Source organism: Natrinema caseinilyticum (assembly GCF_024227435.1).
GTDB lineage: Archaea > Halobacteriota > Halobacteria > Halobacteriales > Natrialbaceae > Natrinema > Natrinema caseinilyticum.
In genome coordinates, this window is the sequence record NZ_CP100445.1 from 294,641 (window position 1) to 318,337 (window position 23,697).

Consider the following 23,697-nt stretch of genomic DNA (forward strand, 5'->3'; position numbering starts at 1 on the left):
TATGAACACAGTCCGATGTTGGAGACGACCCGCACTTATCTACGCTCGTGATCACTTCGATTCAAGCCTCACATTCCGCCATTCGTGTCAAATGGTGGTGTGTGGGAGTGACGGATTGTTCATCAACGGGAGCCAGCGTCTCGGCTGTCAAACGCAAACTTCCGATCTTGACGAGCCTGTCCGCGTCGAGCCGCTCTCGCATGCGGCGGCTATTCTAACGCCGATTGCCATCCTGCTGTCACCTGCTGTTGGTACGCTTCTGATGTCGTTGAGTACGGCAATCGCCGTCATCAACGCACAACTGCTCCGGCGCGTCGATCTGTCTCTCCCAAACCCACCTGGAGTGACATCACTAACTGATGCTCAAACTGTAGACCGAGACTCCCCTACTCATAACAGGAGGAGAGTTTTCAGTGGAGACCTCTGTCTGTAGTCGTCTCGGGATCGGTCTGGAGTGTCCAACGTAAGCGGAACGCTTGTACCAGTTCATAGAGCCACAAGATGACGAGTGCGGTATATCCGGGCCCGAAGAGATACGCTGACCACGACTGATCCTGATAGAAGAAGCCGACACCAACCACCAAAATTGCGATATTCCACACCCAGACCATCCACGTTGAGATCACTGACGGGATGTTTCCACCTGGGATGAGATCGGCGTCCAAATGCCCTTCGCGCAGGGCAGGGAGATTCCGGAAGTAGAGTAGCAGGCCGGCAAGTGCGATGGGGAGCGCCCACCCCACGAAGAAGAAGTGAAGCGCGCCGTCTTCGATATACGCCGGATCCACCCACTCGACGCCGAACAGAACGAACGGTGCGAACCCCGCCGGCCCGAGCATCCAGAACTGGGCTACCAGCACTGACAACGCGATACCCGACCGGGAGTCTGTCGACCGATACGTCTGGACGAGGTTGTACAGGTACAGTGCAAATCCCGTCGCGAAGAGGACCAGCCCGGTCGCCGTGACTGTCCGGCCCATCCCGATCCAGGGGCCGGTAACCAGTGGAAAAATGCCGGCGACGAAGAACCACGCCGAGTAGTTCCGTAACCTCTCGCTGTAGAGATCGGTACCGAGCAGACGAGGAAAGAGGTCGTAGAGCGTGCCGATGGCCGCGAGCCCGAGAAAGCCCCACGCGTTAGCGTGGACGTGCGCTTCGCGTAATCCGAGCCAGCCGCCGGGAACCTGCCAGACGTGGGCGAACAGCCCGTACGCGTACGTGATACCCCAGAGGAACACGAAGACCGACACTAGGTACAGCCCGGTCGTCGCGTTCCACGCCCGATCGCTTTGCATAACCATCCGCAGCATCACTACCAGCAACCCGGCGACGAGGAGCCAGATCGCGATGAGTCCGCCATCGAACGCCCAGGTGTGACCCCATCCGCGTCCGTACCACAGCAGGAGAAATCCACCGTTCAATCCGATGAAATTCAGCCAGTCGTAGTACTTCGAGGGAAGTGGACGCTCGAGTTTCCGAGCTGTGAGCTGGGGGAGCATTCCGAACAGGAGCTGCGTGAAGCCGCCGATCGTTACGAAGTGGATGTGACTCCACGAAACCCAGCCGAGACGCGGGACGAGATTGAACTGCTCGAGGCCGTGATAGACAGCCAATACGAGGCCAGCGAGCAGGAACAGCCCGCCTGCGAGGTGGAACGGGGTGAACCGAATCGGGTGGCGTGCCATAGTTACGCATACGGACGCAGGCCCGAAAGGAGTTCCTACGGATATCATAGCGTATATCGAATATTTTCGAGCTCAGTTAGCGTCTCGTGGGCGAATACGCTGATACAATTCAGAGACTATACTTTTCCAGCGATACCCTTCCCTCAATTCGCCTAATAACTATGTCGATGGTCAGTGATTCACACGCCATATGTCCGACTCGGCTACCGGGAAGTGGAACATCGGAATCGGCCTTGGAGTGATGGTCTTGTTCATGCTCTACGGGTTCTTTCTGATCTATATGCGCGACTTCGCCCCGAGCCGTGAGGCCTGGATTGCGGGATCGAATGTGAGCCCGCACTTCGAGGCGCGCCTCGCGCACGCCCACGGAAACCTGTTTTCGTTGCTCAATATCGTCTTCGGGGCACTGCTCCTGTGGTTGCCCGTGCGCCAGCGTCGTGCCCGGTGGATCTCGCTCTTGGCGCTGGCCGGACTTCTCATGCCGATCGGTATCCTCTCGGAAATCTATCTCAATCTACCCCCCGTACTGGTTCTGGTCGGGGCAGCTTCAATTGTCGTGGCGACGGCGCTGTTCGCACTCGAACTCGTACGAATGGACATCGACGGTTCGAAATCCCTGTAACTCGAGAGCATAGCGAAAATGTTCGAAGGTGAGTTTAATTGCTCGCAGTATATATAATATCCATGGGACAAACAGTTAGCAGCTACATCGAGACAGACTCACTCACCACAACCCACTGGCTTGCGATATTGCTCGTCCTGATAACGGGAGTCATCCACGTCTACGCCGGATTTATCGAAGGATGGATTCCCGTTTCGCTCGCAGGAGTCGGGTTCCTCGGCGCCGCCGTACTGTTCCTCTTAGATTATCGACGCTCCCTTCTCTATCTGGTGGGAATCGTCTATACGGCAGTACAGTTCCCGCTCTGGTACGTAGCAAACGTCGGCGAATTCAACGATGCTCGGGTACGTGGACAAAGCGCTTCAGGCGGCACTTATCGTCGTTCTCGCGCACCTCTATTTGGAGGCACGAAGGGCCTCCGACCGGGATCGTGAAGCGACGGCCGCTTGAGTACTCGAACCGGTCACATTCCCGCCCATCTCGTGTGGGACGACATTGTGCGCGTTACGCTCCCTGGCGAGGTGTCTCAATCGTCTTGATACCCCTTTTCGAAGCCCCGGAATTCGGTTCGGTGGCCCTCCTCGTCGGCGAGAATCGTCACTGGAAGGTCTTCAGTGACCGGATCGTCAGCGTCCTCGGCAGCGTCGATGAGCGATCGATACGTCTCGATAGTGCCCTCTTCAGCGTCGAGAACGCCTCGGATAACCGAAAGCACGTTAGTCGAATCCTCGGGCGGTTGTAGCGAGTCCTGCTGTGGAGTGAACTCCGCCGAGCTGGGCGGTCGGGCGTCCAGTTGCTTGAGACGGTTCCTAAGTTGCTGGGCGTGGGTCAGTCCCTCCTGGATGTCTTGCTGGAGGCTCTGCTTGATCTCTTCGGCACGGACGCCGTCGAGGACGATCGCGTTCGTCTGGTAGTTCATCACGGCCTCCATCTCGTGCCGTAGGCCTTCTGGAGCAGGTCGATGACGCGGTCTGAGGTCATACGAGTTATACTTCCATCCAGACGCCGAGATACCCGTCGCTGATTCCCGTTGTCCCAAAACGCGCTCAAAGGGCACGCAACCCCGGCTCGAGGTAGCGCCGGCCCCGTCGAACCCCCAGTAGTTAAGATACAGGCTATCACGGACAGTACTCGGGGGATGGATTAACGAGTTTGGGGACGTGTATCGTACATATGGCGTATCAATTCGAGTGTGCGGCCCCGGACTGCGTGTTCCTGATTCGAGCCGCGGACGAAGAAGAGGTCATCGCACAGGTCCAACGACATTCGGAAGAACGACACGAGAAATCCCCGCCGCCCGAGGGCGTAATCCGCGAGCGAATGGAGACCGTCGACGTCGAGTGATACTGCTGGACTCAATCCCCTTCGAGCCAGGCACGGCGAAGTCGGTCGACTTCCGTGGACGTGACGTCGTCGCGTTCAACGGCTACCTCAATGTCCAAGTCGGTGACTGTGCCACGTTCGAGAACTCGCTGAAAGACGTCCTTGACGCCGGTAGCTGTCTCGTCACCGTTGACCGAATACCGGCCGCCCGCCACTTCTCCGAGGAGTTCGACCGTGTGCTTGAGGTCCACCTCGGACGGTGACTCGCCGACGTCCCAGAACACTGTCACATGCCTATCGCACTGGTTTATGGCAACTGGTTCGGGGACGACATCGACGACTGCAATCTCGCCTGGGACTGTCTCTCGGAGTGATACCCGATTACGAACGTTCCGGAACGAGACCGTTACCGGAATAGACTGGTCAGGCAAGATGTAGGGGCGGTGAATCGCACGCGTCGCGTCAAGATTGACCGTGAGTGCGTTACTGTTCGATTCCGCCGGTGACCGTGTCGGCCCTTTCCGTGACCGTGTTATGGCCCATGAACCGGGCCCAGACGACCAGCAGGCTCGGAAGGACGAACACGCTGGCGAGAAACGCAAAAACGATCGTCAGCGCGGTGATGAAGCCGAACGACTGAAGGAACGGCAGGATCGCGACGAGCAACACGGCGAATCCGCTGGCAGTCGTCGCCGCGCTCGACAGCAGGGCGCCGCCGGTCCCGGTTACGGTCTCGTGTAACGCCGCCGCAACCGTTTTTGCCTCGGAAAGTTCTTGATTGAACCGCTCGCTGATGTGGAGACTGTAGTCGACACCGAGCCCGATGGTGAGCCCAGTAATCATACCAGTGACGATATTGAACGGAATGTCAAGCAGCGCCATCGTCCCGAGCACCCACGTCAAGGTGAACCCGACAGGCACGATCGTGACGATGCCAAGTGACGCGCTCTCTTCCGTGAGCCGGTAGGCTACCGCGAGGACGACAAGTACCGACAGTAGCGCAACGACAAGACTCAGGAGCGCCGTCTCCGCGAGCTGGTCGGCCGTGATTTGGTTGACGATGACGTCACCCGTCGCAGTCACGGAAATACCATCCCCGTCGGCGTCGTCGGCAATCCACTCCATCTGGTCGCGGACGACATCGTCGTTGACTCCACTGTCGACGGTCACGACCATCCGGACGGCCTGGTACTCACCGTCTTCCCGGTGGACGACATCGGCGGCCTCCTCGGGTGCAACCCGGTAGAGTTCGTCGTAGACAGCGGTCACGTTCTCGTCGGGGATGCCGTCGCCGTCGGTGTCGGCGACCGACAGCGTCCGGTTGAACGACTCGTTGTCCGCCGCGACGCGGGCCATCACTGTGATCGGATCGGTCACTGCGGGCTTACCGTCGGCGTATGTCGCCGTCGCCGACATGTCGCTTGCGTTCGTGCGTGCGGCGTCGAGCCGGTCGAGTGCCGCAGGATCAGTCACGTCGCCTCTGACGAGTATTGTGGCTGTGGTGTCCTGTCTGACGAAGTCCCGGTCGAGCGTATCGATTGCCGTTCCCGCAGTGTACGTCCCGGGCGCGATCGGACCGGGGAGGTCTTTCAACCAGTCGTCGGGATCCTCCGCGAGGAAGTCTGACCGTTCGAAGTTGGCGTCGATATCTGTCGCTCCGTACGCACCCGTAGCGCTGACGAGGAGCGCAACGGCGATGACGACGTAGGGTGCCTTCGTCGCTAGTGTCGCACCCGTATCCAGTAGGCGATTGATCAGCCCGCCCCCGGTTCCGACCGCAGGTTTCACTCGGTCAATTCCCCGGCGTTCGAGCAGTTCGTCGAGTTCGACTTTCAGCGCCGGAATGAGAAGACCGAAGACGAGAAGCGTTGCCACGATACCGATGGCGCTGACGACGCCGAGTTCGCGGAAGACCCCGAGCGGGCTCGTGAGGTTCGAGAGGAAGCCGATGACGGTCGTCGTAGTGACGTAGACGAGTGCAATCCCGACACTCCCGAGTGCGACAGCCATGGCACGAGTGGGTGGTATTTCGCTGGACCCGTGGGCCTCGCGATAACGCATCACGACATGGAGGCCATAGTCGATAGAGAGGCCGATCAACAGGACGAGCACGACGATGAACGGCTGGCTGAATGCGATGTCGAACCACCCCATCACACCGAACGTCCACACGAGGACGAGAGCGATCCCGAGGAGGCCGAGCACGATGTCGAGCAGGTCCCGGTAGACGACCACGAGCACGAGCAAGACGAACGCGATTGCCAGCGGGCCGACCAGCAGGACACTGTCGATCATCGAGCCCGTAATCTCCGTCGAGACGATCCCGTCACCGTAGATCAAGATGGACATCGAGTCGTCCGGCGCTAGGTCCGTCATGGCGGCCTGCGCGTCTTCGATCTCGTCTGGCGCGTCACCGGGCGCGAACGACCCGCCTGCAGTCTCCTGGGTTACGACGAGCAGCGTCGCGTTTGTCTCAGTGGATTCTGGTTCGTAGTAGTCGGGCATGAAGGCGAGTGCCCGTGCCGACTGGTTCGAATCTCCGCCCAGTACATCCGCGATGAGGGTCTCGACTTCCGAATCGTTCAGCGATCGGAGTTCCTCGGTCTGATTCTCAAGTGTGGGGTCGAGGTTCGCTAACTCCCTCTTGTCCTCGGCGAGGCTTGCGTACTCGTCCGCGAGTATCTGTTCCGTGACGTTCCTCGTACTGTCTCTTGTCTCGTTTTGAGCCGCAGCCATCGCAGTTCTGTCGGTCGTTGCGTTTCTGTCAGTCGATTCGCGTCGCTCCTCGACAGCGTCTGCGAACAGAGCGTAATCCTCCTCGGTGAGGGTCACTGACGTGTTGGCGTCGACGGCATCGAACGCGGATCGGACGCTCGCGTTCGGGTTGCTTGCGAGCGAATTGAGGGTACCCGCGAGTTCCGCTTCTGTCCTAGCCAATTCGTGTTCGCGAGTCTGAAGCGCAGTGGCCCGGTCGTCGCGGATTGTTGCGGTCGCGACTAAGTTTGCGACACTTTGGGTGGAGTCGTTCTCGACGAGTGTCTCGTTGATTGTTTCGTTGGTTTGGAGCGCTCGCTCGTATTCGAGCATGGAAACGAGCGTCTCCTTATCGAGGACGTCGTCGTCCTGGACGATGACCTGTGCGGATGTCGTGTCCGTCGTCCCGCTAGAGAAATTTGCGTCGACGTAATCGAGGGCACCAGCCTCGTCGGCGTCGGTCTGGAACTGGTCGAGCGATGTCGAGCGGTCGACCATCGGCACTCCAGCGGCGACAATCGCGGACGCGATGAGCATGACCGCGATGACGAGCCGTGCATTGTCCGTGATCCACTCGCTCGTGTCGAACATTACTGAAGACTCACCTTCGGTTTCGAAGACGTGAACGTGACACGAGACACAGCAGTTGCCACGTCACGCTTCACGCGAGACAGTTTACCGTCAATAGAAGTCCAGACGACGGGAAATTGAGAGTACGGTCCTATTGCCACGTATTCGTGGAGTATCGACATTACGTGTCTGTATACTCCTCGGCCGGTTAGTGATCAGTACGAATTGTCGAGGTGTGACCTAATATATTCGTAACTAGCGCTATTATAAGCGGTCTGTTAGGGTGACCTACCGACGATGCCACACGCGAAACTCGCGATAGATATTCCAGATCATACCTGGATTGGTGACCTCTCAACCACTCATCCGGAGGTAGTATTCCAGGTCGTTACGAGTATCCCAAGTGAAGAAACCGGTATTGGACTCGTCCGACTCGTTGCAACCGACCCGCTGCCTATCATCACCGACATTCAGGCTCGTGACGACATCGAGGACCTCGATCTGCTCTGGAAACACGACGACGAAGCGCTCCTCCAGATACAGACGGCGAATCCACTCCCGCTCCTCCCGGTCTGGCGGGCCGGCGTGCCGCTCAAGATGCCCTTCGATATCCAGGATGGGGAGGCCACGTGGGAGGTGACGACATCGACGAGTCGCCTCTCGAGCCTCCGCGACCACCTCGACGATATGGGTATCGGATTTTCTATCGAGTACGTTCGTGAGATCGATGCGAGCCAGGCTGACCAATTGCTGACTAACCGCCAGCAAGAGGTGCTGATGGCCGCCGTCAAAGCCGGTTACTACCGCGCACCACGGGAATCGACGTTGGGTGACGTAGCCGAGACGCTCGGCGTCGCGAACGCAACGTGTAGCGATGTGCTCCATCGTGCCGAGGGCCACATCATCCACTGGTTCATCGAGGAGCACATGGAAGCGTAACTCGTCCCGGGTGTGCATCGACGGATGCGCACCACGCTACGATATTTGGTGCCGCGTTACGGAACCATTCCCGGATCGGTCGGGCCAGAGACTTGCCACGGACGTTCGACGCCGACGGTTACTCCTCTGGGCCATCCTCCGGCACGAGTTGCTCCTGAAAGCGGGCAGTAGGAACGGGTTCGATACCTTCGGCTTCGAGTCTGCGGTTTTCCTGTTCGACTCGGACGCTGAGAAGCCGCTGAATTTCTCGCATCCGGAACGCCATCGTACGGAGCTCGTCGCGTTCGGAGGTTTCTGAACTTGGATCGTTATCGGATTGATCTGAAGTGTCACTCATCGTGGTACTATTTCACAGGCTGTTATTTAGTACTCGGGTCGAAACACGGTTCCGAAGGGGTGATGGGAAGTCGAACGTGAAGAGGGACAGTGCACAGCTCAACTGATATCTTCGTACGGACGATGAGGTGATTTTTGGGCTATCGCAGTTGGTCTCCCTTCTGATGGGCACGGACGAACGCGTGTCGGAAGACGTTCAGTAACACGTACGTCTCGTACTTCTGTGTCCGACAGTGTTCACAGGGTTGCATATCCATACTAATATCTTCAATGACGTCGGCGTAGTTATCAGTCAACATGATCAGAGCATCCTCGATCTGGGGTTGTACCGCGTCAACCATCTCCTCGACTGCAGCGTCGGCCCCATCGGGAAGCGAGTAGGAGAGCACGATCGTGTTTGCGGCGTAGTACTTCGTAGTGCCACCGCGGCCCTCTTCGAACCGAACGACGTCTACGAGTCCGGCATCACGCAGTTCGTTGATGTGATGGCGGACGGTGTTCTCGGTACGATCGATGCCCCGATCGTCAAGTCGCTCGTGAACGTCGGTCGCCGTCAGCGTTTCGTCTGCGAGAATATCGAGGATCATCGCCCGCATCGGTTCGTCGATCGCGTCGGAGACGCGCGTATCTCGAACCGCGATGTCGTGGAGTTGATGATCGCCATCAAACGTGCTCATATGCGGAACGAGGCAGGCACGCAGGGAAAAGGTGGTGGGTGACAGCGGGAAGAACGCAGGCCACGGATAAGATTCGCGCCGGATCGAACCGACGAAAGCTCTAGACGACCCATTTGTCCATTCCTATGGGCTGTGTGCTTATTCAAACATATCATCTAAAAAATACTTATTGTGATCTGGGCGCTACATGGAACCGGAATGAGCGAAACGACCCAATTCCGTGTCTTGGACTTCGACTGTCCGACCTGTGCAAGCACTGTGGAACGAGCGCTCTCGAACGTCGAGGGCGTCGAATCCGTCGAGGTACACTACACGACCGGCCGCGTGGAGATCAACTACGACGACGTCCGCGCCGACCCCGACACGTTCGCACAGACAATCGAAAACCAGGGATACACGCCTCAAACCGCCTAACGGTCCATGAATACGCAATCAGCAAAACGGTATTACCGGAAACAGAGGAAGGCCATCGTCACTGCAACGAGCGGCCTGCTCTACGGTGGCGGCTGGAGCCTCGGGTATCTCACTAGCCTCGACACGGCGAGTGCTGTGATCCTCATCCTCGCAGCGATCATCGGCGGCTACGACATCGCCAAGACCGCGTACCACGAGGTCACCAACCGGACGCTCGGCATCAAGACGCTGGTGACATTCGCTGCCGTCGGTGCCATCCTCATCGGGGAGTACTGGGAGGCTGCCGCTGTCGTCTTCCTGTTCAGTCTCGGCAGCTACCTCGAAGGGAGGACGATGCGCAAGACCCGCAACGCACTTCAGGAACTGCTGGAGATGACTCCCGAGACGGCCACCGTTCGCCGCGACGGAAAACAGCAGGAAGTACCTGCTCGCGAAGTCGAGGAGGACGAGGTCGTCATCGTCAAACCAGGCGAGAAAATCCCGGTCGACGGTGACGTTGTCGACGGCGAGAGTGCCGTCAACCAGGCACCGGTCACCGGGGAGAGCGCCCCGGTACACAAGGCCGACGGCGACGAGGTGTACGCCGGCACGGTCAACCAAGAGGGGGCCCTTGAGATCTGCACGACTGGTTCGGGCTCGGATACGACACTCGAACGCATTATCCGCCGCGTCGAGAAAGCCCAGGAAGCCCAGTCACCGACGGAGAGCCTCATCGACCGGTTCGCCAAGTACTACACGCCGAGCGTGATTGTCCTGGCTATCGGCGCCTACGCCGTCACTCAGAACGCCATTCTATCGCTGACGCTCTTAGTGATCGGCTGTCCCGGCGCCCTCGTCATCGGACCGCCGGTCAGCATCGTCTCCGCCATCGGGAACGCCGCACGCTCTGGCGTCTTTATGAAGGGAGGCGAACACCTCGAACGGGCCAGCAAGATCGACCTCGTCGCCTTCGACAAGACGGGGACGCTCACGAAGGGCGAGACGACCGTCGCGGACGTCGAGGGATTCGGAACCGATGACGGTGAAGTGCTCGGACTCGCGGCGACCGCCGAGAAGAAGAGCGAACACCACCTCGCGGACGCCATCATCGACGCCGCCCACGAGCATTCACGGGCAGCCACCGACGGTGGCAGGACAGTGATGGACGAGAGCGATACGAATCAGACGGCCAGGGGTGCCACGATGGAATCGATTCCCGATCCGGACGACTTCGAGGTGGTCTTCGGGAAGGGCGTCGTCGCTCACTACGACGGCCAGGAAATCATCGTCGGGAACCGTGCGCTGCTTGACGACCGTGGTATCGACGTCCCTGAAGCCATCGCTGACTACGTCCGTGGCCGCGAAGCGAGCGGCGCCACGACCGTCCATGTCGTTCGCGACGGGACTGTCATCGGCGTGATCGCGATGCGTGACGAACTCCGGGAGGCTGCCCCCGGCGTCGTCGCAGCGCTCCAGGACGCCGGCATCGAGACGGTGATGCTCACCGGCGACAACGAGCGGACCGCCGCCGCGGTCGCCGAAGAGGTCGGCATCGACGAGTACCGTGCCGAACTGCTTCCCGAGGACAAGCAGACCGTCATCGAGGATCTCCAGGGCGACGGCCACGTCGTCGCGATGGTGGGCGATGGTATCAACGACGCTCCCTCGTTGGCGACTGCTGACGTGGGAATCGCTATGGGCGCTGCGGGGACGGACACCGCCATCGAGACGGCGGACATGGCGCTGATGGCCGACGACCTCGAACGCATCCCGTACGCGGTCACGCTGAGCAAAGCGACGCGGTGGAACGTCCTCGAGAACGTCGGGCTCGCGGTGCTGACCGTGATCGTTCTCCTCGCGGGCGTGCTCACGAGCTACGTCACCCTCGCCACCGGTATGCTGGTCCACGAGGCTAGCGTCCTCGCGGTCATCCTCAACGGAATGCGGCTACTCCGGTACTGATCCCAAAGACACACTATACACCATGACAACGAGTGAAAATTCACCCGACGTCGATCAGACAAACTGGCGTGTCGATTACGAAAACGCTGAGCCGATTCGCATCCGTGATCCCGTCGCTGAAGCGCTGACAGTTCTCGAACCGAATGAGCCGTTCGTCATCACCTACAAGGACGTCGTGAAGGCTGCAGGCCACTCGTGTCCTACTGCCTCTGGTGCCTACCGGATCGCTCAGCTTGGATTAGACGCACTGTATCCAGACTGCACACCTGTCCGTGGAGAGATCGAGGTAACTGCAGGTGGACCGAAAGACGACCCGAGCTACGGCGTGATGTCGCGGATCGTCTCCTACGTGACGGGGGCGGCCGAAGAAGACGGGTTCGTAGGACTGGCAGGAGGATACGGTGGCAGGCAGGACTCGCTTCACTTCGGCGACTTCGAGAGCGACGATCCAGCCTTCGGATTCACGAGAACCGACACCGATGAATCAGTTCGCGTGACGTACCACGTTGCCGACGTGCCGGCCGCCGGTCCCGCGACGCAGGCTCTCCAGAAACTGATCGATGGGACTGCGACCTCGGTGGAGCGTGATGCGTTCAGCGAAGCGTGGCACGGTCGTATCGAACGCATTCTGTCTGATGACGAGTTCTTCACGGTTGACCAGTCAGTACCGTCTTGACTCGGAGCATCGCAGAACAACATCGGGTAGAACCCTCGCAGCTGTTCACACATCGCCCGCTACTCGAATTCGAGTTGCTTCCATTCCATCCCGGTCGGATCCTCAGGTGGCTCGAGAGGGCTTGAGCGCAGGTCCGCTTTCACCGTCGGTTTGTTGTACGCTCGCGGTGCGATTTCGTTTGGCCCGTCGGGGTAGAACAGTGACGCGAGCAGTTGGATATGCCCACGTCCGACACAGAGTTCGCACTGCCCACCGCCGTACATACTGATGTCCTGCTCCGCACAGTACTCGATAGTCTCGAGAAGCGACCGGACAGTTCCGAATCGCGATGGGACGATGGAACACCAGTCCGGCTCGAACGGCGCGTCACGGAGGTTGGCTGTGCTGTGGACCGACGCACCCAACGAGAGTCGATCTGAATCCTCCGCGAGCAGGTCGTGTACGTCGTCGGAGATGACAGGATCTGCCATGACGGCATCGGGGAACGTCCCGAAGACCCGGCGATAGAGCTCGGGATTCGGTGCTTGACTGTCGCCGTCTCCGTCGGACTGGCCGTTCAAATCGAGTACGCGGACCGCGTCGATCTCCGTGAGTCTCGCGAAGGTATCCGTGGTCCACCCATCGGTCGGCTCAAGCGCAAACTCGCAGGTGGGGTTGACTGCGAGTATTTCTTCGACTCGAGTCGTGTCCCCATCCGGGACCGGAGTACTAACGACGAATCGAACCGGTGAGCGCTCCCGACCGAAGCGGGACGCCAGTGTCGTGTCGTTTTGCTTGAGGGCCAGGTCAAGTGCGGCACTCTCGATTGCCCAGCGTCGATACGACCGTGAGACTTCGCGCTCGGGTGGCTTCGTCGGAAAGAGGTCGACGGCTTCGAGCGACTGCGAGAACTCGTCGAACGTATACTCGCCTGCGAAATCGAACGGCAGTGTATCTGGCAACGCTTCGTGATCGATGGCCTCGTGAGTGATGTCTTCACCAGCGCCGAATTCATCTTCCAGCAGGACGAACGTTGAGGTGACGCGAGTCGTCTCGCCCACCATCTCTCGGCGACGGCTGGTCCGATCCGAAGCCGATATTGTCAACGGAAGGTCTGCGATGCGCTCGTACAGCGTCATGTCGCGGTCCAGAGGGCACACGCGAGGGGCAGACCAACTCCCGTGCCAGTAATACGGTCGAATACACTCGCGGACGAACGCGACGAGCGGGCGTGGTGGGCCTGCTGTTCCATATTGGAGTATAGTGCAGTAATCACAAATCTATTGCGATCTATCCCCGTTAACGCTAACAACTACAAGGTAAATACCTCCGCCGTCAGACAAGGATGAAGGCGACACGGTGGGGAGCAACCGCCATTCAGAGGGCTGCGCCGAGTTTTCAACGCCCGCTTTAAGTGACAGGCGTTAGGTTATTGAGACAAGAATCGGCCGGGACGGAGCGGATTCCGATCCGTCCTTCGGAGGCGCCCTGTCCGCCTACGAAACGAGATGATCTCCTACAGAAGAGCGACGATGAAAATTATTTCACGGTAACAGCCACAGGTACACTCTTCACATCGAAGACGTGCTCGTTCCCAGTAATCTTCTGCTCGAGCGTGTCCATCGCTTCGGCCATCCGTTTGTAGAGACGCTTCTCATCGATCGATGCGTCGGCACGTTCCGCTCGCGTTTTCGCATAATGGAGTCGGTTCGAGTGGAACACCGTCCAGTACTCCAGTCGTTCCGAACTGCTCAATCCCACGGTGTGATAGTTCTCCAGATCCAGCCAGACGTCCGTTGGTTCTGGCGAGAGACGCTTCGTGTGAGTCGGGAGTCGACGGCCGTGAGTACGATCGCTGCTCCCAGGGATGTCGTCAGTGAGATCGACGACCCACTCCATGTCCTCGTCCGGTGGATAGTGCAGATGCTGTCCGTCTTCGCAGCTTCGGACCAGGAGATAGCCACCGTCTCGAACGGCCTCCCAGAGGAGCGACAGCACGGATTCCTGGTTCCCGAGATGGTGAAATAGGTACGCGGCGAAGACCGGGTCGAACGTACCGATATCGGCGTCAGGGAGGTTGTTCACGTCGAGCCAGCGGTATTCGATGTTCGACGCCGCGTACTGGTCCTTGGCGATCTCGAGGGCATTTCGCGACTGGTCGATGGCGACGACATCGAAGTGGTCGTCGTTTCCGAACCGACTCTTGGTGACCGTTCCGTAGCCACATCCCGCGTCGAGGACGCGATACGGTGGCTCGATGTCTCGCTCCTGAAGCTGGTCCACGATTCGCTCGATATTCCGGACGTCCTGTTCGCGATGAATTGCGGCAGACAGTTGCAGTCGATCGTGATCCACCTCGACGTCGTACTCGCTCGGTCCATCGTGGTCCGACTCATCCAAAAACGGCTTCTGCGGGTCGGAAAGGAGCTCGTCCATCATCCGAGAGAGGGACTGCTGGAGCCTGCTCTGTACTCTTCTGGCGTTTCGTACGTGAAGTACCCCGTCTTCCGGCACTCCTCCCTGAAGTCCTGGACGGCCGAAAACGATTCTGGATCGAGCGTGCTCGTCGGAACGTTCTGCTCCGAGAACCCGATTATCGACGGCGTCTCCCCATCGAGTGCGAGCCGTCGCATCGTCTCGACGAGGCTCGTTTCGCCCATTCTCGTGTCGTCGACGGTCGTCCAGAACGTCCCCAGGACCGCGTCGATCTCCTCCTCGAGGTCGGCCTTCTCGAGATCGACGTGAACGGCAGATACCGGCTCGAGGTAGATATCCTGCTTGCGGCCGGTCGAGGAGTTCCAGTCGATGACGACGTCCTTTGCGATAGTTTGCTCCTGGCCGATATCGTCGGCCATGGCGAGGAGGACGCGGTACACGGTGGCTTCAGTCGGCATCTTTGATTCCAATACAAATTACTACGCAAAATGAGTGGCGGATCGGGGTTCGGGGAGACGCTATACGTGGTTTTGTTGAAATCTTCGGAGAGAGACTGTCTCGAGCAGTAATGTGACCGGTTTCATCCCCTTCCAAAATCACGGTTTCTCAGATCCGTTGATCAGACATTTCACGTGGCCTGGCGAGCTGTCGCTCGTTACTCTGTACATCCCTCATGACTGTCTCTTCAGACGCATCGCTCGCGTGAACAGGCCAGCAGCCACCACAAAATACACGACTGCCGACACGTCGTTTGGGACAGGATCCGTGATGGTATCGGTTAGTGTTGCCACACCATACGCGAAGCTAAGCAGTGCAAGTCCGAGTTTCACACTCCATGGCAGACGGGATAAGAGGCCGACGCGTGAAGACGTTTTGTCAGTCGCCATATATACTCGGAGGGGAGATTGATTTATAGTGTTTCGGCCGGATCGAAAAATTAGATATACTCGCACACCGATCTAACGGCTGTTTTATCAGGAAAGCTATCGAGATTATAGTATTCCGAGGGAGGCTTATATGTCGGACGGGTCGAACTGCTCGAGGCCTTCCCGCTCCTCGTCCAATAACTCGCCCTGCAAGTATCGTCGACCGACGCCGGTGATGTGGTAGTACCCACCGGTCGCGTCTTTCTTCTCGATGAGTCCAGCGGCTTGCAAAATCCGGACGCGCTGCTGGATGGTCCCCTTGGTCGGATCCATGTTCCTGGCGATGGTCGCGGGCGGGGCCTGAAAGCGAGCGGCTTCGAGAAAGAGATCCGGTCAACTGTCGAGGATCCCTTCGAGAAGCGCTTCCTCGCCGCGTCTGAGTAGTTCGTTCGCCGTGCTCGGGGCGCAATCGAGTTCGTCCGCAATCTCTCTGTAGGATGCCTGTCGCGGCATCTCGTAAAATCCGAGTTCGTAAGCGACTTCGAGGGTTTTTCGTTGTCGGGACGTCAGCCACTCGATTGCGTCGTGTTGCTCGGGGGTGTACTGTCCTACCCACTCGACGGAGAGCGGGATCCGTTCTGTGACGTCGGTGAAGGCGGCCCGCAACGACTCGCTGGTGGCGATGACGGTGACGGCGACACCATCGTCGGTAATCGAGAGCGGTCGATCGAACAGGATTGCGTATTTTTCGGCAATAGCAAGCACTTCAGAGAGGCGTTGGACGAGGTGCGCACGCCAGCCGGGCGTGCGCGGCTCGTGCGTCAGCAACATCCTCGTCGGAGTGCAGCGACTTACTTGCCTGGTACTGGTATTACGCGTACGACGACTACCACAACGAGGAGTTCACTGCTGAGCCAGAGTATGTAGCGGTTGGTCAAAAGCAGGGACAACTCAGTAAGCTACCACGCCCTGAAGGGCGTGGCGTTCCGCGTGGACTTTCCGTCCTAACTATCGAGGCTGTCCAGCGCCGATATCTCGTCGACGGGGCAAGTCTCGCTGTCGAGCGTTTCGATCGCTTCTCCTTGGCGATAATGAACGTCTCGAGGAGGTCCTCTCACTTCGAGTCGGATGCATTCGCGCTCGAAGAATTCGATAGACAGGCTGGCGGTAGTCTCAGGAACGGAGCAGCAATGAGTTACGATGTTGATGGGGCAAACTCCGGAATCACTTCCCGACGATAGAGTTCGAGTTGCCCGATGCGTTCAGACGTCGGTCCGACCGGCATCAGAACGAACTTGGTACACCCGGCGGCGACGTAGTTCTGAATCGTGTCAACGCACTCCGCGGGGGTCCCGAACGCCGTACATTCCTCGAACGTCTCCCTGGAAATACTGAGGTCTCGGCGCTCGAGAACTCGTTCTTGAACTCGACGGGCTCGGTCCGGGTCCCGATCCACGTGAGACAGCAGAATCACACCGGCTTCGTCACGATCGACCTCTCGTCCGGCCGCCTCACAGTACTCCATCAACCGCTCCAGTTTCGTACCGAACTCCTGTGGCGACATCAAAGCCGGGAACCAGCCGTCACCGTACTCGGCAACTCTGCGCAGGGCCGCGTCACTATTCCCTCCGATCCAGATGTCCAGCGCCCCTCGAGCCGGCTTTGGGTTTACCGTCGCACCGTCGAGGTGATAGTGCTCTCCGTCGTAATCGACGTCGTCCTCGGTCCAGAGGCGTCTCAGGAGTTCGATCGCCTCTCGGAGGTGTTCGGCTCGCTGCTCGGGTGAAATACCCACGACTTCGCAGAGTCGGGGGTCGGCCCCGAGACCGACTGCCATGATCACCCGGTCACGCCCTCCCGTGAGATAGTCCAGATTCGCGTAGGTGTTCGCTACGTCGACCGGGTTTCGAGCCGGGAGCGTCAATACGCTGGGCCCCATTTTGATGTCCTGGGTTCGCGCAGCGATCGCGGACATCAGGACGGTGGGGTCCAGTGCTGGGTGCTCGGACAGAACGTGATCGGGCATCCAGAGTGAATCGATTCCTAACTCGTCGGCCCGCTCGACGTACCGAAACAGCTCCTCGGGTTCGGGGCATCCGTCGTGAAACTGCCCGAGACCAACGCCGATGGCGATATCGTCCATGCCAACCACTAACATTGAATTGGGTGAGGTGGTATAAACGTTGGCTCGAAGACGACGCTGGATACCACCGAACGGGCGATGGGTCCACAGGATGCGTAGAATCGAAGCCGAAGATGAATACGACGCTCCACCGACGACTGTGGTGATCGATGGTGCGCTCACGCACCGGATCGAGTTCGGATCGATCGTCGAGGACGCTCGCGGTGAGTCCGAACCCGAGTCGATTCGAGCGGTCGCAGACGGGTCGGGGTTCGTCCGGCCAGTTTCCAGGGGGGTTGTCAACGTGAACCAAACTATATGGTGCGTTGCGTGTAAAGCGTCGAGTCAGGAATGACGAATTACGACTGCGTCACCGTCAACGACATCGATCTCTACTACCAGGATGTCGGCACCGGAAAACCGGTCGTGTTCCTCCACGGTTTCGGGGGAAATCACCTGTCCTGGTTCCGTCAGATGCCGGCGTTCGCCGATCGCTATCGTTGTCTCGTCCCGGATCAGCGGATGTTTGGCCGGTCCGTCGACGCGCAAGACGGGCCCGGAGTCGCCTCGCACGTAGCCGATCTCACCGCGTTCCTCGATCACCTCGAGATCGACACCGTTGCGGTGGTCGGCCACTCGATGGGCGGTTGGCCCGCTGCGTCGTTTGCCACTCAGCACCCCGAGCGCACCGCCGCGCTGGTACTCTCCGGGACCCCTGGTGGTCTCCTCCCACCCGATGAGCATCGCGATCTGATCGAGAAAGCGGCGGACACACTCCCGACGGTCGATCCGCTCACCTCGGAATTGTCGTTTCTCTCGGACGCTATCGACGCTCTGAATACCGATCGCCCGGCAGAATTCGCTGCCGTACGGCCACCGCTCGACGACCTACCGATCGATCCGAACAGTCTCGTCACGGCGGGGATTCCAACGTTCCTCATCGCGGGGGAGGCCGATCACTTCATGCCTCGATCGGCAGTCGAAGCGGTGACAGAGCGTCTCGAGGACGTTGACTCCGCCATCGTGAACGGTGCTGGCCACTCGTCGAACTTCGAGCGTCCAACTGCGTTCAATCGACTGGTTGGTGACTTTCTCGAGGACCATCTCACAGCTTGATCCGCCGGTGATACCGTGTCGAATGTCGAATTTCGATCGGACGACCCGGCTCCGTCGAATCGTCGATCGATGACGTCTCTCGGAATCGTGCCGAAGACGGAGCGCGATTGTGGCGCTCGGGGTTCTGTCAGCACGGCCTCGAACTGAGTCGTCTGGCCGTTCAGACCCGGTCCCGAGACGACTCGTCGCCTTCTACCGCTCGAAATGAGGCCTCGGTACACGAGCAGGCGTTGTAGCCGCTCACCGATCGACAGGACCCGTCCGCCGAGAGCCACACGACGGCTGCCTTCCCACAGCCGTCACAGATGCCGATCGTCCGTTGCCGCTGTGCGTCTGATTCGGCCATATCGGATACTGTTTACGAGCAAACCGATAACTGTTTCTAAACGGCGCGAAACCGTCGCGACGGTGAATTCATCGTTCGAAGTATCGGAGACCGATTCGGCAGAGCGGATTTCTGATCTCGAGTAGGCGCTCTGTCGACCGTCTCGGGGTCACGCCCCGTGGCATCCGTCTCGACAACCTGTGAACCGAAATACGGGGGAGCGCGGACGGATTCGTCCGTATCAGTCCCGTCCGCACCGGCCGCGGTTCGTTCGTCCGATAGACGGTCTCGAGGTGAACGCGTGGGACCGAGTCGGAATGCCGGCCTTCGTGAAAGCGAGGTGGTGTGGCGGTCCGCGGCGAAGGGATCGCGCGACGGATTATCTGGGCTCTGTCTCCGTTTCGGGCCGTTGAATTTCCGGAAGCAGGAACCGAACGATGTTTCCGCGGGGCGAATTCTCCTCGAAGACGAGTTCGCCCCCGAGCGAGTCGACACACCACTGCATGACCCAGAGACCGACGCCGGAGCCGTGATGCGTGGTACTCGCCGCGAAATGCTCCTTTAGAACGTCGGTCTCGATGGTCGGGATCGTCGGGCCGGTATCGAGAACGCTGACCGCTCCTTGATTCGTGTTTGGCTCAGTATCGACTCGAACCACGACTGACGGGGCGTCGTCGTCGTTGTGAGTGATGGCGTTGTCGATGGCGTGAATAATCGCGTGACGCAGACCGTCGTCGGCATTTACCCAGACCTCCGCCCGAGTAGAGACGGTGAGATCCGCCGCTGGATACTCGGCCTCCAATTCCGTCACGATTTCCGTGACCAGTTTTCCGATGTCCGTCGGTGTCCGTTTCGCTGCGTCCGGTTTCGCGATTTCTTGGACCTGACGGATCGAATCGCTCAGCGTCCCGATCTCGGCGGCTATTTCGAGGATCATATCCACCTCCTCTTCGATCGTCTGTTCTTCGACGGCTCGTTTGAGTCGGTCGGCGTATCCGATGAGAACGTTCGTTTCGTTCCGAAGGTTGTGCCGAACGACCCGATTGAGAAGTCGGAGACGTCGCTCGCGAGCTTTGTACTCGGTGATGTCTCGAATCTCGGCGACGACACACGTGGTGTCATCGAGCGTCGTCTTGTTGAGGCGAACACGAACCCAGATCAGTTCGCCGTTCGCTCGCTTGATCTGCCACTCGAACGTCTGCGGTTCGCCGGCGGCAGCCGATCGAATCCGCTCGATCGCTTCGTCCTGTGAAAATCTCGTCGAGGGGGCTGTATACTCCTCTATTTCCATCTCGAGGAGTTCGCTCCGAGAATAGCCATACAACCGTTCTACCTGATCGTTCGTGTCGAGCACCGCACCTGTCTCCGGGTCACGTAAGACGATTCCCGTGTCGATGTCGTCGAATACCCCCGGCAAATCCGCGTTCCGATCCCCTTCCATGACAATAACCAAACAGAATAACTATAAAAACCTACGAACTGCGGAAACGATTACCACCGTCGGGGTAACCGTTAGTCGTCCGTCGAATATAGTAGTCGTTGAAAGTCAGTGCACACCCCGCTCGCGAAGTCGCGGCCAGCGAGACTTTGCTGGCCACTCCACTGCGAGCGGTGAGTAAATCGTTTCAACGACTACTATCGGTCCCCGTCCGTTCGGACACCGATGCCGCGTGACATACGGTGACGAACTGCCCCGGAGGTCACCGATAGTGTCACCGAGTAGGCGCTCTCCTCTCTCGCGGTAGCTCTCGTCCGGTCGCCTGACGGACTTTCGATAGCGGTCCGTTTGACGAGATCGAGTCACCAGTGCCGTAACAACTAATAGTAATTGCCGAAAATAACCACCCGCCTCTGCTCCCCCATCCAGAGGCACGATCTTCCCCCGTCCCTTTCCGCGTTTCCGATAGGTTGCACACGGAAACTGTTCTCACGGTGAATTCACCGGTGGTGCGCTCTCAGACCTGGACTGGCGATACGAATCGATATGGCGCGATTCACCCGATTCGATGGACCGCACCGGGCGACAGTACTACCACCGATCGGTTCTTCGGCCGCAGGTGACGCACCCGCGGGCGACGACTGTGCGGGTCTCAGTTCAGCCCTCGTCAGGCTGTCCGCTGGTTCGTTTCTCAGAGAGATCCGTCTCACGGTCGAGACACCGGTACTGCGCTACCTGCGTTCGGTCGGCCTCGCGAGAATTCGTGTCCTTGTCGACCTCGTAGACGGTATAGGTACAGTCCTCACGAGTGAACTCGACGACAGCATAGCCGTGCCGGTGCCAGTTGACGTATTCCAGGTGGTCGTTTTCTTTCGTGGCGATACCGGCGAGTGCTTCGTCGTCCCAGGTGCCGGGGAAGTCGATGACGTCGGCAGCGTTCACGCTCGTGACCGAGGGCGTCATAAGTTCGATACCGACGCGGTCGTACGTTTCACCCGGTTCGATTTCGCCGTACCCTCCTTTCAAATAGCCGGCCACGGCCGCGTGGAGGTCGCCGGTAAGGACGACGAAGTTCTGTGGGTCCACATCGGCGACGTGTTGCATGAGTTCCCAGCGCTCGTACTGGAATCCGTCCCACGAATCGAGGAACAGTTCGACTTGATTCCAGCCGTCGCCGATGGTCAGCGGCATCGTCAGTACTTCGTTTGCCCAGACCGTCCACGTCGCCTCCGACTGGCTCACCCAGTTTTTCACGTATTCTTTCTGCTCGCTTCCGAGCATCGTCCGTCCGCGTGCTTCCTCGTTGGTACACGTGAGCCGTCGACCGTCGCCACACGGAGGGCCGTCGCGGTAGAGTCGTTCGTCGGTAACGGAGAGGTCGACGAGGTCTCCGAACTGGATATCTCGCCACAACCGGAGCTGGTCGTGGAGATGCGGTTCGCTCGGATCGAACTCGACTCGGGCGGGCATGTACTCGACCCAGGCCTGAATACCGTTCGCGGTGATTTCCATCGCCGTCTCCGGGTCGCCACCACCGTCCGTATCGGGAAGCACGGGTGCGTCGGTGGCGTAATCCCAGTATCGGTTGTTCCCGATTTCGTGATCATCCCAGCCGTGAATGAACGTATGCTGTTCGACTCCCTCCTGTAGCAGCGGATCACCCCTGTACGTTTTGTACAGGGTTCGGAAGTCGGCCAGCGACTCTGCCAGGTCGGCTCCACTGGGAAGTTCGATGTCCCGACCGTCCGCAACACTCGTCGTCGGGGAGGTGTACGATCCATCGGAAGATTCGTAGATAAAATCCCCGAGATGGAGTACGAAATCGACGTCCTCATTCGCGACGTGGTGGTACGCACCGTAGTATCCGTTCTGGTAATCCTGACACGTCAGGACTGCGTACGACAGCGAGTCCGGACTGGCGTCGGAGGCGGGAAGCGTTCGACAGCGGCCGGTTCGCGTCGCGACCCCGTCGTAGACGAAGCGGTAGGAATAGCGTCGATTCGAGTTCAGTACTCCGTCGAGATCGACGGTGACGGTGTAGTCGTGAGCGGGCCGGATGCGATTGGCCGGGATCGTCCCCTCGTGGACGATCGTCTCGAAACTGTCGTCTGTCGCCACCTGGACACCCATCGGCTCCGCAGCGGCGTACGCGTCGGGGTCGATTCGAGTCCAGAGGATGACGCCGCTTTCGGTCGGCCCACCGCTTGCAACCGACTGGGGGAACGTTTCGTCCGGATCAGCATTCTCGCCGCAGTCGAAGACGGTTCGGTCGGTGACCGTTCGCGCCGAGACTGTCTGAACGACGTCTCGCTCGGCGAGTATTGCAGCGAGACCGCCCGTGACTGACGCGGTATTGATCCGCTCGAGAAAATCGCGCCGATTCGGCCGCCGTCGAGTTTTGTCCTGGTTGGACATATACGATAGTAATATTGAACGCTATTAGATTATTATAATTACTATACGTATTATTATGGGTGGGAAAGAAGCGGACGGTACGTATATACGACTACGTTTCCGATCGGGCGGCTCGAGTTGTCGGCATCGCGGATAGTCGCGAACGGCGTGTGCTCCCGCATTCGGTAGTGTCCGTCGCACCACGGAGCACTCCTCGCACCGAACAGGGGGCTCGAGTGCACCCCGGCGATGTGTGGTGTGTGGTGTGTTCACCCAAGCGCGCGTGCGACGACGGTGGCACTCAGGGGTCCGACTCGTTCGTGCCGACGCCGGAGTCGCCGAACGAAATTTAACGGGATGCGCCAAACGTCGTGCCAGCAGCAGGGACCGTGCTTGCCACAGTCCGTCAGTCGAGAGCGTGTGCCCGCCGATCGGTCGCTAACGATCGGACTCCCTATCGGGACGGCGGTTCCGAGGTCGATAGAGGTCACTCGTCCATCGTCCCGTCACGGCGAATAAAGGGGGAAACGCACCGATTCACCTGAGCACTCGGAAGTCTTCGGATCCGCAGGAACACGAGTTCGTTCCGATCGGGCGAATACTTCCGTTTAGTAGCTCTTTCGCTGCGTACGCCGAGTTGCAGCATTCACACACGGCCACGATTCGATTGTGGTCGCGCACGGTGATCACCCCATCATCGAGAGTGTCTCGAGCCGCCTTTAATGCTTGGAATTCACGTTCTGTCGCCCATCGGTACGTGATTGTAATCTTTAGGTACGTATATGCTGACGATAATGCACTTCATCGACGCGAGGTGACCGACCCCTTTCATCGATACTGGCCGGTCGATTGCGGCGTCCAGTGCCGTCCGAGCCTTCGACGACGGACGTCGGTCCGCCGGCCCCTGTTTCACTGCGGTCGAAGATTGCCAGGGGAGTAGCGAGGGCGAGATGGGGGTGGGTTGGCGAGCCAGCGGTACTGCGTCTCGAGGTGAGGTGGGCGATGACCGGCGACCGTCACATCGTCCGCTGATAGCCACACTCCGGACAGTGTATTTCCCGTCGCCGAACGAGTAGTAGGCTCT

At 59.2% G+C, this 23,697-nt stretch carries 22 protein-coding genes and 3 pseudogenes; 11 read left to right on the forward strand and 14 right to left on the reverse strand.

The window, feature by feature from the left end:
- Positions 1-31 precede the first annotated feature (31 nt).
- Both NJT13_RS01440 and NJT13_RS23355 read left to right on the forward strand, forming a co-directional pair.
- Positions 32-214 (forward strand): annotated as a pseudogene (locus NJT13_RS01440) (2Fe-2S iron-sulfur cluster-binding protein); the annotation flags it as partial.
- Positions 203-433, forward strand: a pseudogene (locus tag NJT13_RS23355) (hypothetical protein); the annotation flags it as partial. The pseudogenes NJT13_RS01440 and NJT13_RS23355, both read left to right, overlap by 12 nt.
- Here NJT13_RS23355 and NJT13_RS01445 read toward each other — a convergent pair.
- A complete protein-coding gene (locus NJT13_RS01445; RefSeq protein ID WP_254523715.1) occupies positions 411-1,685 on the reverse strand; it encodes a hypothetical protein in 1,275 nt (424 codons plus the stop codon). The pseudogene NJT13_RS23355 and the gene NJT13_RS01445 sit on opposite strands and share 23 nt — an antisense overlap.
- Positions 1,686-1,875: 190 nt before the next feature.
- On the opposite strand from NJT13_RS01445, the gene NJT13_RS01450 reads away from it, so the two are divergent.
- Positions 1,876-2,307: a hypothetical protein gene (locus tag NJT13_RS01450; RefSeq protein WP_254523716.1), complete on the forward strand. Its 432-nt coding sequence runs from the start codon at positions 1,876-1,878 to the stop codon at positions 2,305-2,307.
- A gap of 526 nt (positions 2,308-2,833) precedes the next feature.
- On the opposite strand, the pseudogene NJT13_RS01455 reads toward NJT13_RS01450, so the two are convergent.
- Positions 2,834-3,288 (reverse strand): annotated as a pseudogene (locus NJT13_RS01455) (ferritin-like domain-containing protein).
- Positions 3,289-3,480: 192 nt separating this feature from the next.
- On the opposite strand from NJT13_RS01455, the gene NJT13_RS01460 reads away from it, so the two are divergent.
- Complete coding sequence (locus NJT13_RS01460) at positions 3,481-3,651, forward strand: DUF1059 domain-containing protein (protein WP_254523717.1); 171 nt, start codon at positions 3,481-3,483, stop codon at positions 3,649-3,651.
- Positions 3,648-3,893, forward strand: a complete 246-nt coding sequence (locus NJT13_RS01465) for a hypothetical protein (RefSeq protein ID WP_254523718.1) — start codon at positions 3,648-3,650, stop codon at positions 3,891-3,893. The genes NJT13_RS01460 and NJT13_RS01465 overlap by 4 nt, the downstream gene beginning before the upstream one ends.
- 220 nt (positions 3,894-4,113) lie before the next feature.
- Here NJT13_RS01465 and NJT13_RS01470 read toward each other — a convergent pair whose 3' ends face one another.
- Positions 4,114-6,975, reverse strand: a complete 2,862-nt coding sequence (locus NJT13_RS01470; protein WP_254523719.1) for an MMPL family transporter — start codon at positions 6,973-6,975, stop codon at positions 4,114-4,116.
- A 276-nt stretch (positions 6,976-7,251) separates the two neighbouring features.
- On the opposite strand from NJT13_RS01470, the gene NJT13_RS01475 reads away from it, so the two are divergent.
- Positions 7,252-7,893 carry a helix-turn-helix domain-containing protein gene (locus tag NJT13_RS01475; RefSeq protein ID WP_254523720.1) on the forward strand — a complete coding sequence of 214 codons (642 nt, stop codon included), beginning with the start codon at positions 7,252-7,254 and terminating at the stop codon, positions 7,891-7,893.
- Positions 7,894-8,011: 118 nt separating this feature from the next.
- On the opposite strand, the gene NJT13_RS01480 is transcribed toward NJT13_RS01475, so the two are convergent.
- Positions 8,012-8,230 (reverse strand): hypothetical protein, encoded by a 219-nt coding sequence (locus tag NJT13_RS01480; RefSeq protein ID WP_254523721.1) that lies wholly within the window; start codon positions 8,228-8,230, stop codon positions 8,012-8,014.
- A gap of 139 nt (positions 8,231-8,369) precedes the next feature.
- On the reverse strand, positions 8,370-8,906 hold the full coding sequence (locus NJT13_RS01485) for an ArsR/SmtB family transcription factor (protein ID WP_254523722.1): 537 nt from the start codon (positions 8,904-8,906) through the stop codon (positions 8,370-8,372).
- Between the two features lie 198 nt (positions 8,907-9,104).
- Between NJT13_RS01485 and NJT13_RS01490 the strand changes: the two genes are divergently transcribed.
- From NJT13_RS01490 to NJT13_RS01500, 3 genes are read left to right on the forward strand one after another with little or no spacing between them, the layout of a single operon-like run.
- Positions 9,105-9,320: a heavy-metal-associated domain-containing protein gene (locus NJT13_RS01490; protein WP_254523723.1), complete on the forward strand. Its 216-nt coding sequence runs from the start codon at positions 9,105-9,107 to the stop codon at positions 9,318-9,320.
- Positions 9,321-9,326: 6 nt separating this feature from the next.
- A complete protein-coding gene (locus tag NJT13_RS01495; protein ID WP_254523724.1) occupies positions 9,327-11,261 on the forward strand; it encodes a heavy metal translocating P-type ATPase in 1,935 nt (644 codons plus the stop codon).
- 22 nt (positions 11,262-11,283) lie between these two features.
- Complete coding sequence (locus NJT13_RS01500; protein WP_254523725.1) at positions 11,284-11,937, forward strand: FmdE family protein; 654 nt, start codon at positions 11,284-11,286, stop codon at positions 11,935-11,937.
- 59 nt (positions 11,938-11,996) lie between these two features.
- Here NJT13_RS01500 and NJT13_RS01505 read toward each other — a convergent pair whose 3' ends face one another.
- The 6 genes from NJT13_RS01505 to NJT13_RS01530 all read right to left on the reverse strand — a co-directional run bounded on the left by NJT13_RS01505 (position 11,997) and on the right by NJT13_RS01530 (position 17,361).
- Positions 11,997-13,055 carry an enolase-like domain-containing protein gene (locus NJT13_RS01505; RefSeq protein ID WP_425499799.1) on the reverse strand — a complete coding sequence of 353 codons (1,059 nt, stop codon included), beginning with the start codon at positions 13,053-13,055 and terminating at the stop codon, positions 11,997-11,999.
- Between the two features lie 400 nt (positions 13,056-13,455).
- On the reverse strand, positions 13,456-14,355 hold the full coding sequence (locus tag NJT13_RS01510; RefSeq protein WP_254523727.1) for a class I SAM-dependent methyltransferase: 900 nt from the start codon (positions 14,353-14,355) through the stop codon (positions 13,456-13,458).
- On the reverse strand, positions 14,352-14,810 hold the full coding sequence (locus NJT13_RS01515; RefSeq protein WP_254523728.1) for a hypothetical protein: 459 nt from the start codon (positions 14,808-14,810) through the stop codon (positions 14,352-14,354). Before NJT13_RS01515 ends, NJT13_RS01510 begins: the two co-directional genes overlap by 4 nt.
- 555 nt (positions 14,811-15,365) lie before the next feature.
- Positions 15,366-15,551 carry a hypothetical protein gene (locus NJT13_RS01520; RefSeq protein WP_254523729.1) on the reverse strand — a complete coding sequence of 62 codons (186 nt, stop codon included), beginning with the start codon at positions 15,549-15,551 and terminating at the stop codon, positions 15,366-15,368.
- Between the two features lie 60 nt (positions 15,552-15,611).
- The gene (locus tag NJT13_RS01525; RefSeq protein ID WP_254523730.1) at positions 15,612-16,049 is read right to left on the reverse strand and encodes a helix-turn-helix domain-containing protein; all 438 of its coding nucleotides are present in this window, start codon (positions 16,047-16,049) and stop codon (positions 15,612-15,614) included.
- Positions 16,050-16,413: 364 nt separating this feature from the next.
- Entirely contained in the window at positions 16,414-17,361 is a 948-nt protein-coding gene (locus NJT13_RS01530; RefSeq protein WP_254525364.1) for an LLM class flavin-dependent oxidoreductase, read from the reverse strand.
- 91 nt (positions 17,362-17,452) lie between these two features.
- Between NJT13_RS01530 and NJT13_RS23360 the strand changes: the two genes are divergently transcribed.
- Positions 17,453-17,695 (forward strand): DUF7386 family protein, encoded by a 243-nt coding sequence (locus NJT13_RS23360; protein ID WP_425499776.1) that lies wholly within the window; start codon positions 17,453-17,455, stop codon positions 17,693-17,695.
- Entirely contained in the window at positions 17,692-18,456 is a 765-nt protein-coding gene (locus NJT13_RS01535) for an alpha/beta fold hydrolase (RefSeq protein ID WP_254523731.1), read from the forward strand. Before NJT13_RS23360 ends, NJT13_RS01535 begins: the two co-directional genes overlap by 4 nt.
- Before the next feature lie 160 nt (positions 18,457-18,616).
- Here the strand turns inward: NJT13_RS01535 and NJT13_RS01540 are convergent, their stop codons facing one another.
- From NJT13_RS01540 to NJT13_RS01550, 3 genes are all read right to left on the reverse strand, one after another.
- Positions 18,617-18,802 carry a hypothetical protein gene (locus NJT13_RS01540; protein WP_254523732.1) on the reverse strand — a complete coding sequence of 62 codons (186 nt, stop codon included), beginning with the start codon at positions 18,800-18,802 and terminating at the stop codon, positions 18,617-18,619.
- A 358-nt stretch (positions 18,803-19,160) separates the two neighbouring features.
- Entirely contained in the window at positions 19,161-20,222 is a 1,062-nt protein-coding gene (locus tag NJT13_RS01545) for a PAS domain-containing sensor histidine kinase (protein ID WP_254523733.1), read from the reverse strand.
- Between the two features lie 654 nt (positions 20,223-20,876).
- The gene (locus NJT13_RS01550) at positions 20,877-22,634 is read right to left on the reverse strand and encodes an alkaline phosphatase D family protein (RefSeq protein ID WP_254523734.1); all 1,758 of its coding nucleotides are present in this window, start codon (positions 22,632-22,634) and stop codon (positions 20,877-20,879) included.
- Positions 22,635-23,697: the final 1,063 nt, after the last annotated feature.

What these genes read in the sequence shown, in the direction of transcription:
- NJT13_RS01470 (WP_254523719.1), bottom strand. Translation starts at nt 6,975, where the DNA reads ATGTTCGACACGAGCGAGTGGATCACGGACAATGCACGGCTCGTCATC.
- NJT13_RS01545 (WP_254523733.1), bottom strand. Translation starts at nt 20,222, where the DNA reads ATGGAAGGGGATCGGAACGCGGATTTGCCGGGGGTATTCGACGACATC.
- NJT13_RS01445 (WP_254523715.1), bottom strand. Translation starts at nt 1,685, where the DNA reads ATGGCACGCCACCCGATTCGGTTCACCCCGTTCCACCTCGCAGGCGGG.
- NJT13_RS01480 (WP_254523721.1), bottom strand. Translation starts at nt 8,230, where the DNA reads ATGAGTGACACTTCAGATCAATCCGATAACGATCCAAGTTCAGAAACC.
- NJT13_RS01495 (WP_254523724.1), top strand. Translation starts at nt 9,327, where the DNA reads ATGAATACGCAATCAGCAAAACGGTATTACCGGAAACAGAGGAAGGCC.
- NJT13_RS01535 (WP_254523731.1), top strand. Translation starts at nt 17,692, where the DNA reads ATGACGAATTACGACTGCGTCACCGTCAACGACATCGATCTCTACTAC.
- NJT13_RS01475 (WP_254523720.1), top strand. Translation starts at nt 7,252, where the DNA reads ATGCCACACGCGAAACTCGCGATAGATATTCCAGATCATACCTGGATT.
- NJT13_RS01515 (WP_254523728.1), bottom strand. Translation starts at nt 14,810, where the DNA reads ATGCCGACTGAAGCCACCGTGTACCGCGTCCTCCTCGCCATGGCCGAC.
- NJT13_RS01490 (WP_254523723.1), top strand. Translation starts at nt 9,105, where the DNA reads ATGAGCGAAACGACCCAATTCCGTGTCTTGGACTTCGACTGTCCGACC.
- NJT13_RS01525 (WP_254523730.1), bottom strand. Translation starts at nt 16,049, where the DNA reads ATGTTGCTGACGCACGAGCCGCGCACGCCCGGCTGGCGTGCGCACCTC.
- NJT13_RS01550 (WP_254523734.1), bottom strand. Translation starts at nt 22,634, where the DNA reads ATGTCCAACCAGGACAAAACTCGACGGCGGCCGAATCGGCGCGATTTT.
- NJT13_RS01530 (WP_254525364.1), bottom strand. Translation starts at nt 17,361, where the DNA reads ATGGACGATATCGCCATCGGCGTTGGTCTCGGGCAGTTTCACGACGGA.
- NJT13_RS01510 (WP_254523727.1), bottom strand. Translation starts at nt 14,355, where the DNA reads ATGATGGACGAGCTCCTTTCCGACCCGCAGAAGCCGTTTTTGGATGAG.
- NJT13_RS01460 (WP_254523717.1), top strand. Translation starts at nt 3,481, where the DNA reads ATGGCGTATCAATTCGAGTGTGCGGCCCCGGACTGCGTGTTCCTGATT.
- NJT13_RS01505 (WP_425499799.1), bottom strand. Translation starts at nt 13,055, where the DNA reads ATGACGCTGTACGAGCGCATCGCAGACCTTCCGTTGACAATATCGGCT.
- NJT13_RS01540 (WP_254523732.1), bottom strand. Translation starts at nt 18,802, where the DNA reads ATGGCCGAATCAGACGCACAGCGGCAACGGACGATCGGCATCTGTGAC.
- NJT13_RS01520 (WP_254523729.1), bottom strand. Translation starts at nt 15,551, where the DNA reads ATGGATCCGACCAAGGGGACCATCCAGCAGCGCGTCCGGATTTTGCAA.
- NJT13_RS01500 (WP_254523725.1), top strand. Translation starts at nt 11,284, where the DNA reads ATGACAACGAGTGAAAATTCACCCGACGTCGATCAGACAAACTGGCGT.
- NJT13_RS01450 (WP_254523716.1), top strand. Translation starts at nt 1,876, where the DNA reads ATGTCCGACTCGGCTACCGGGAAGTGGAACATCGGAATCGGCCTTGGA.
- NJT13_RS23360 (WP_425499776.1), top strand. Translation starts at nt 17,453, where the DNA reads ATGCGTAGAATCGAAGCCGAAGATGAATACGACGCTCCACCGACGACT.
- NJT13_RS01485 (WP_254523722.1), bottom strand. Translation starts at nt 8,906, where the DNA reads ATGAGCACGTTTGATGGCGATCATCAACTCCACGACATCGCGGTTCGA.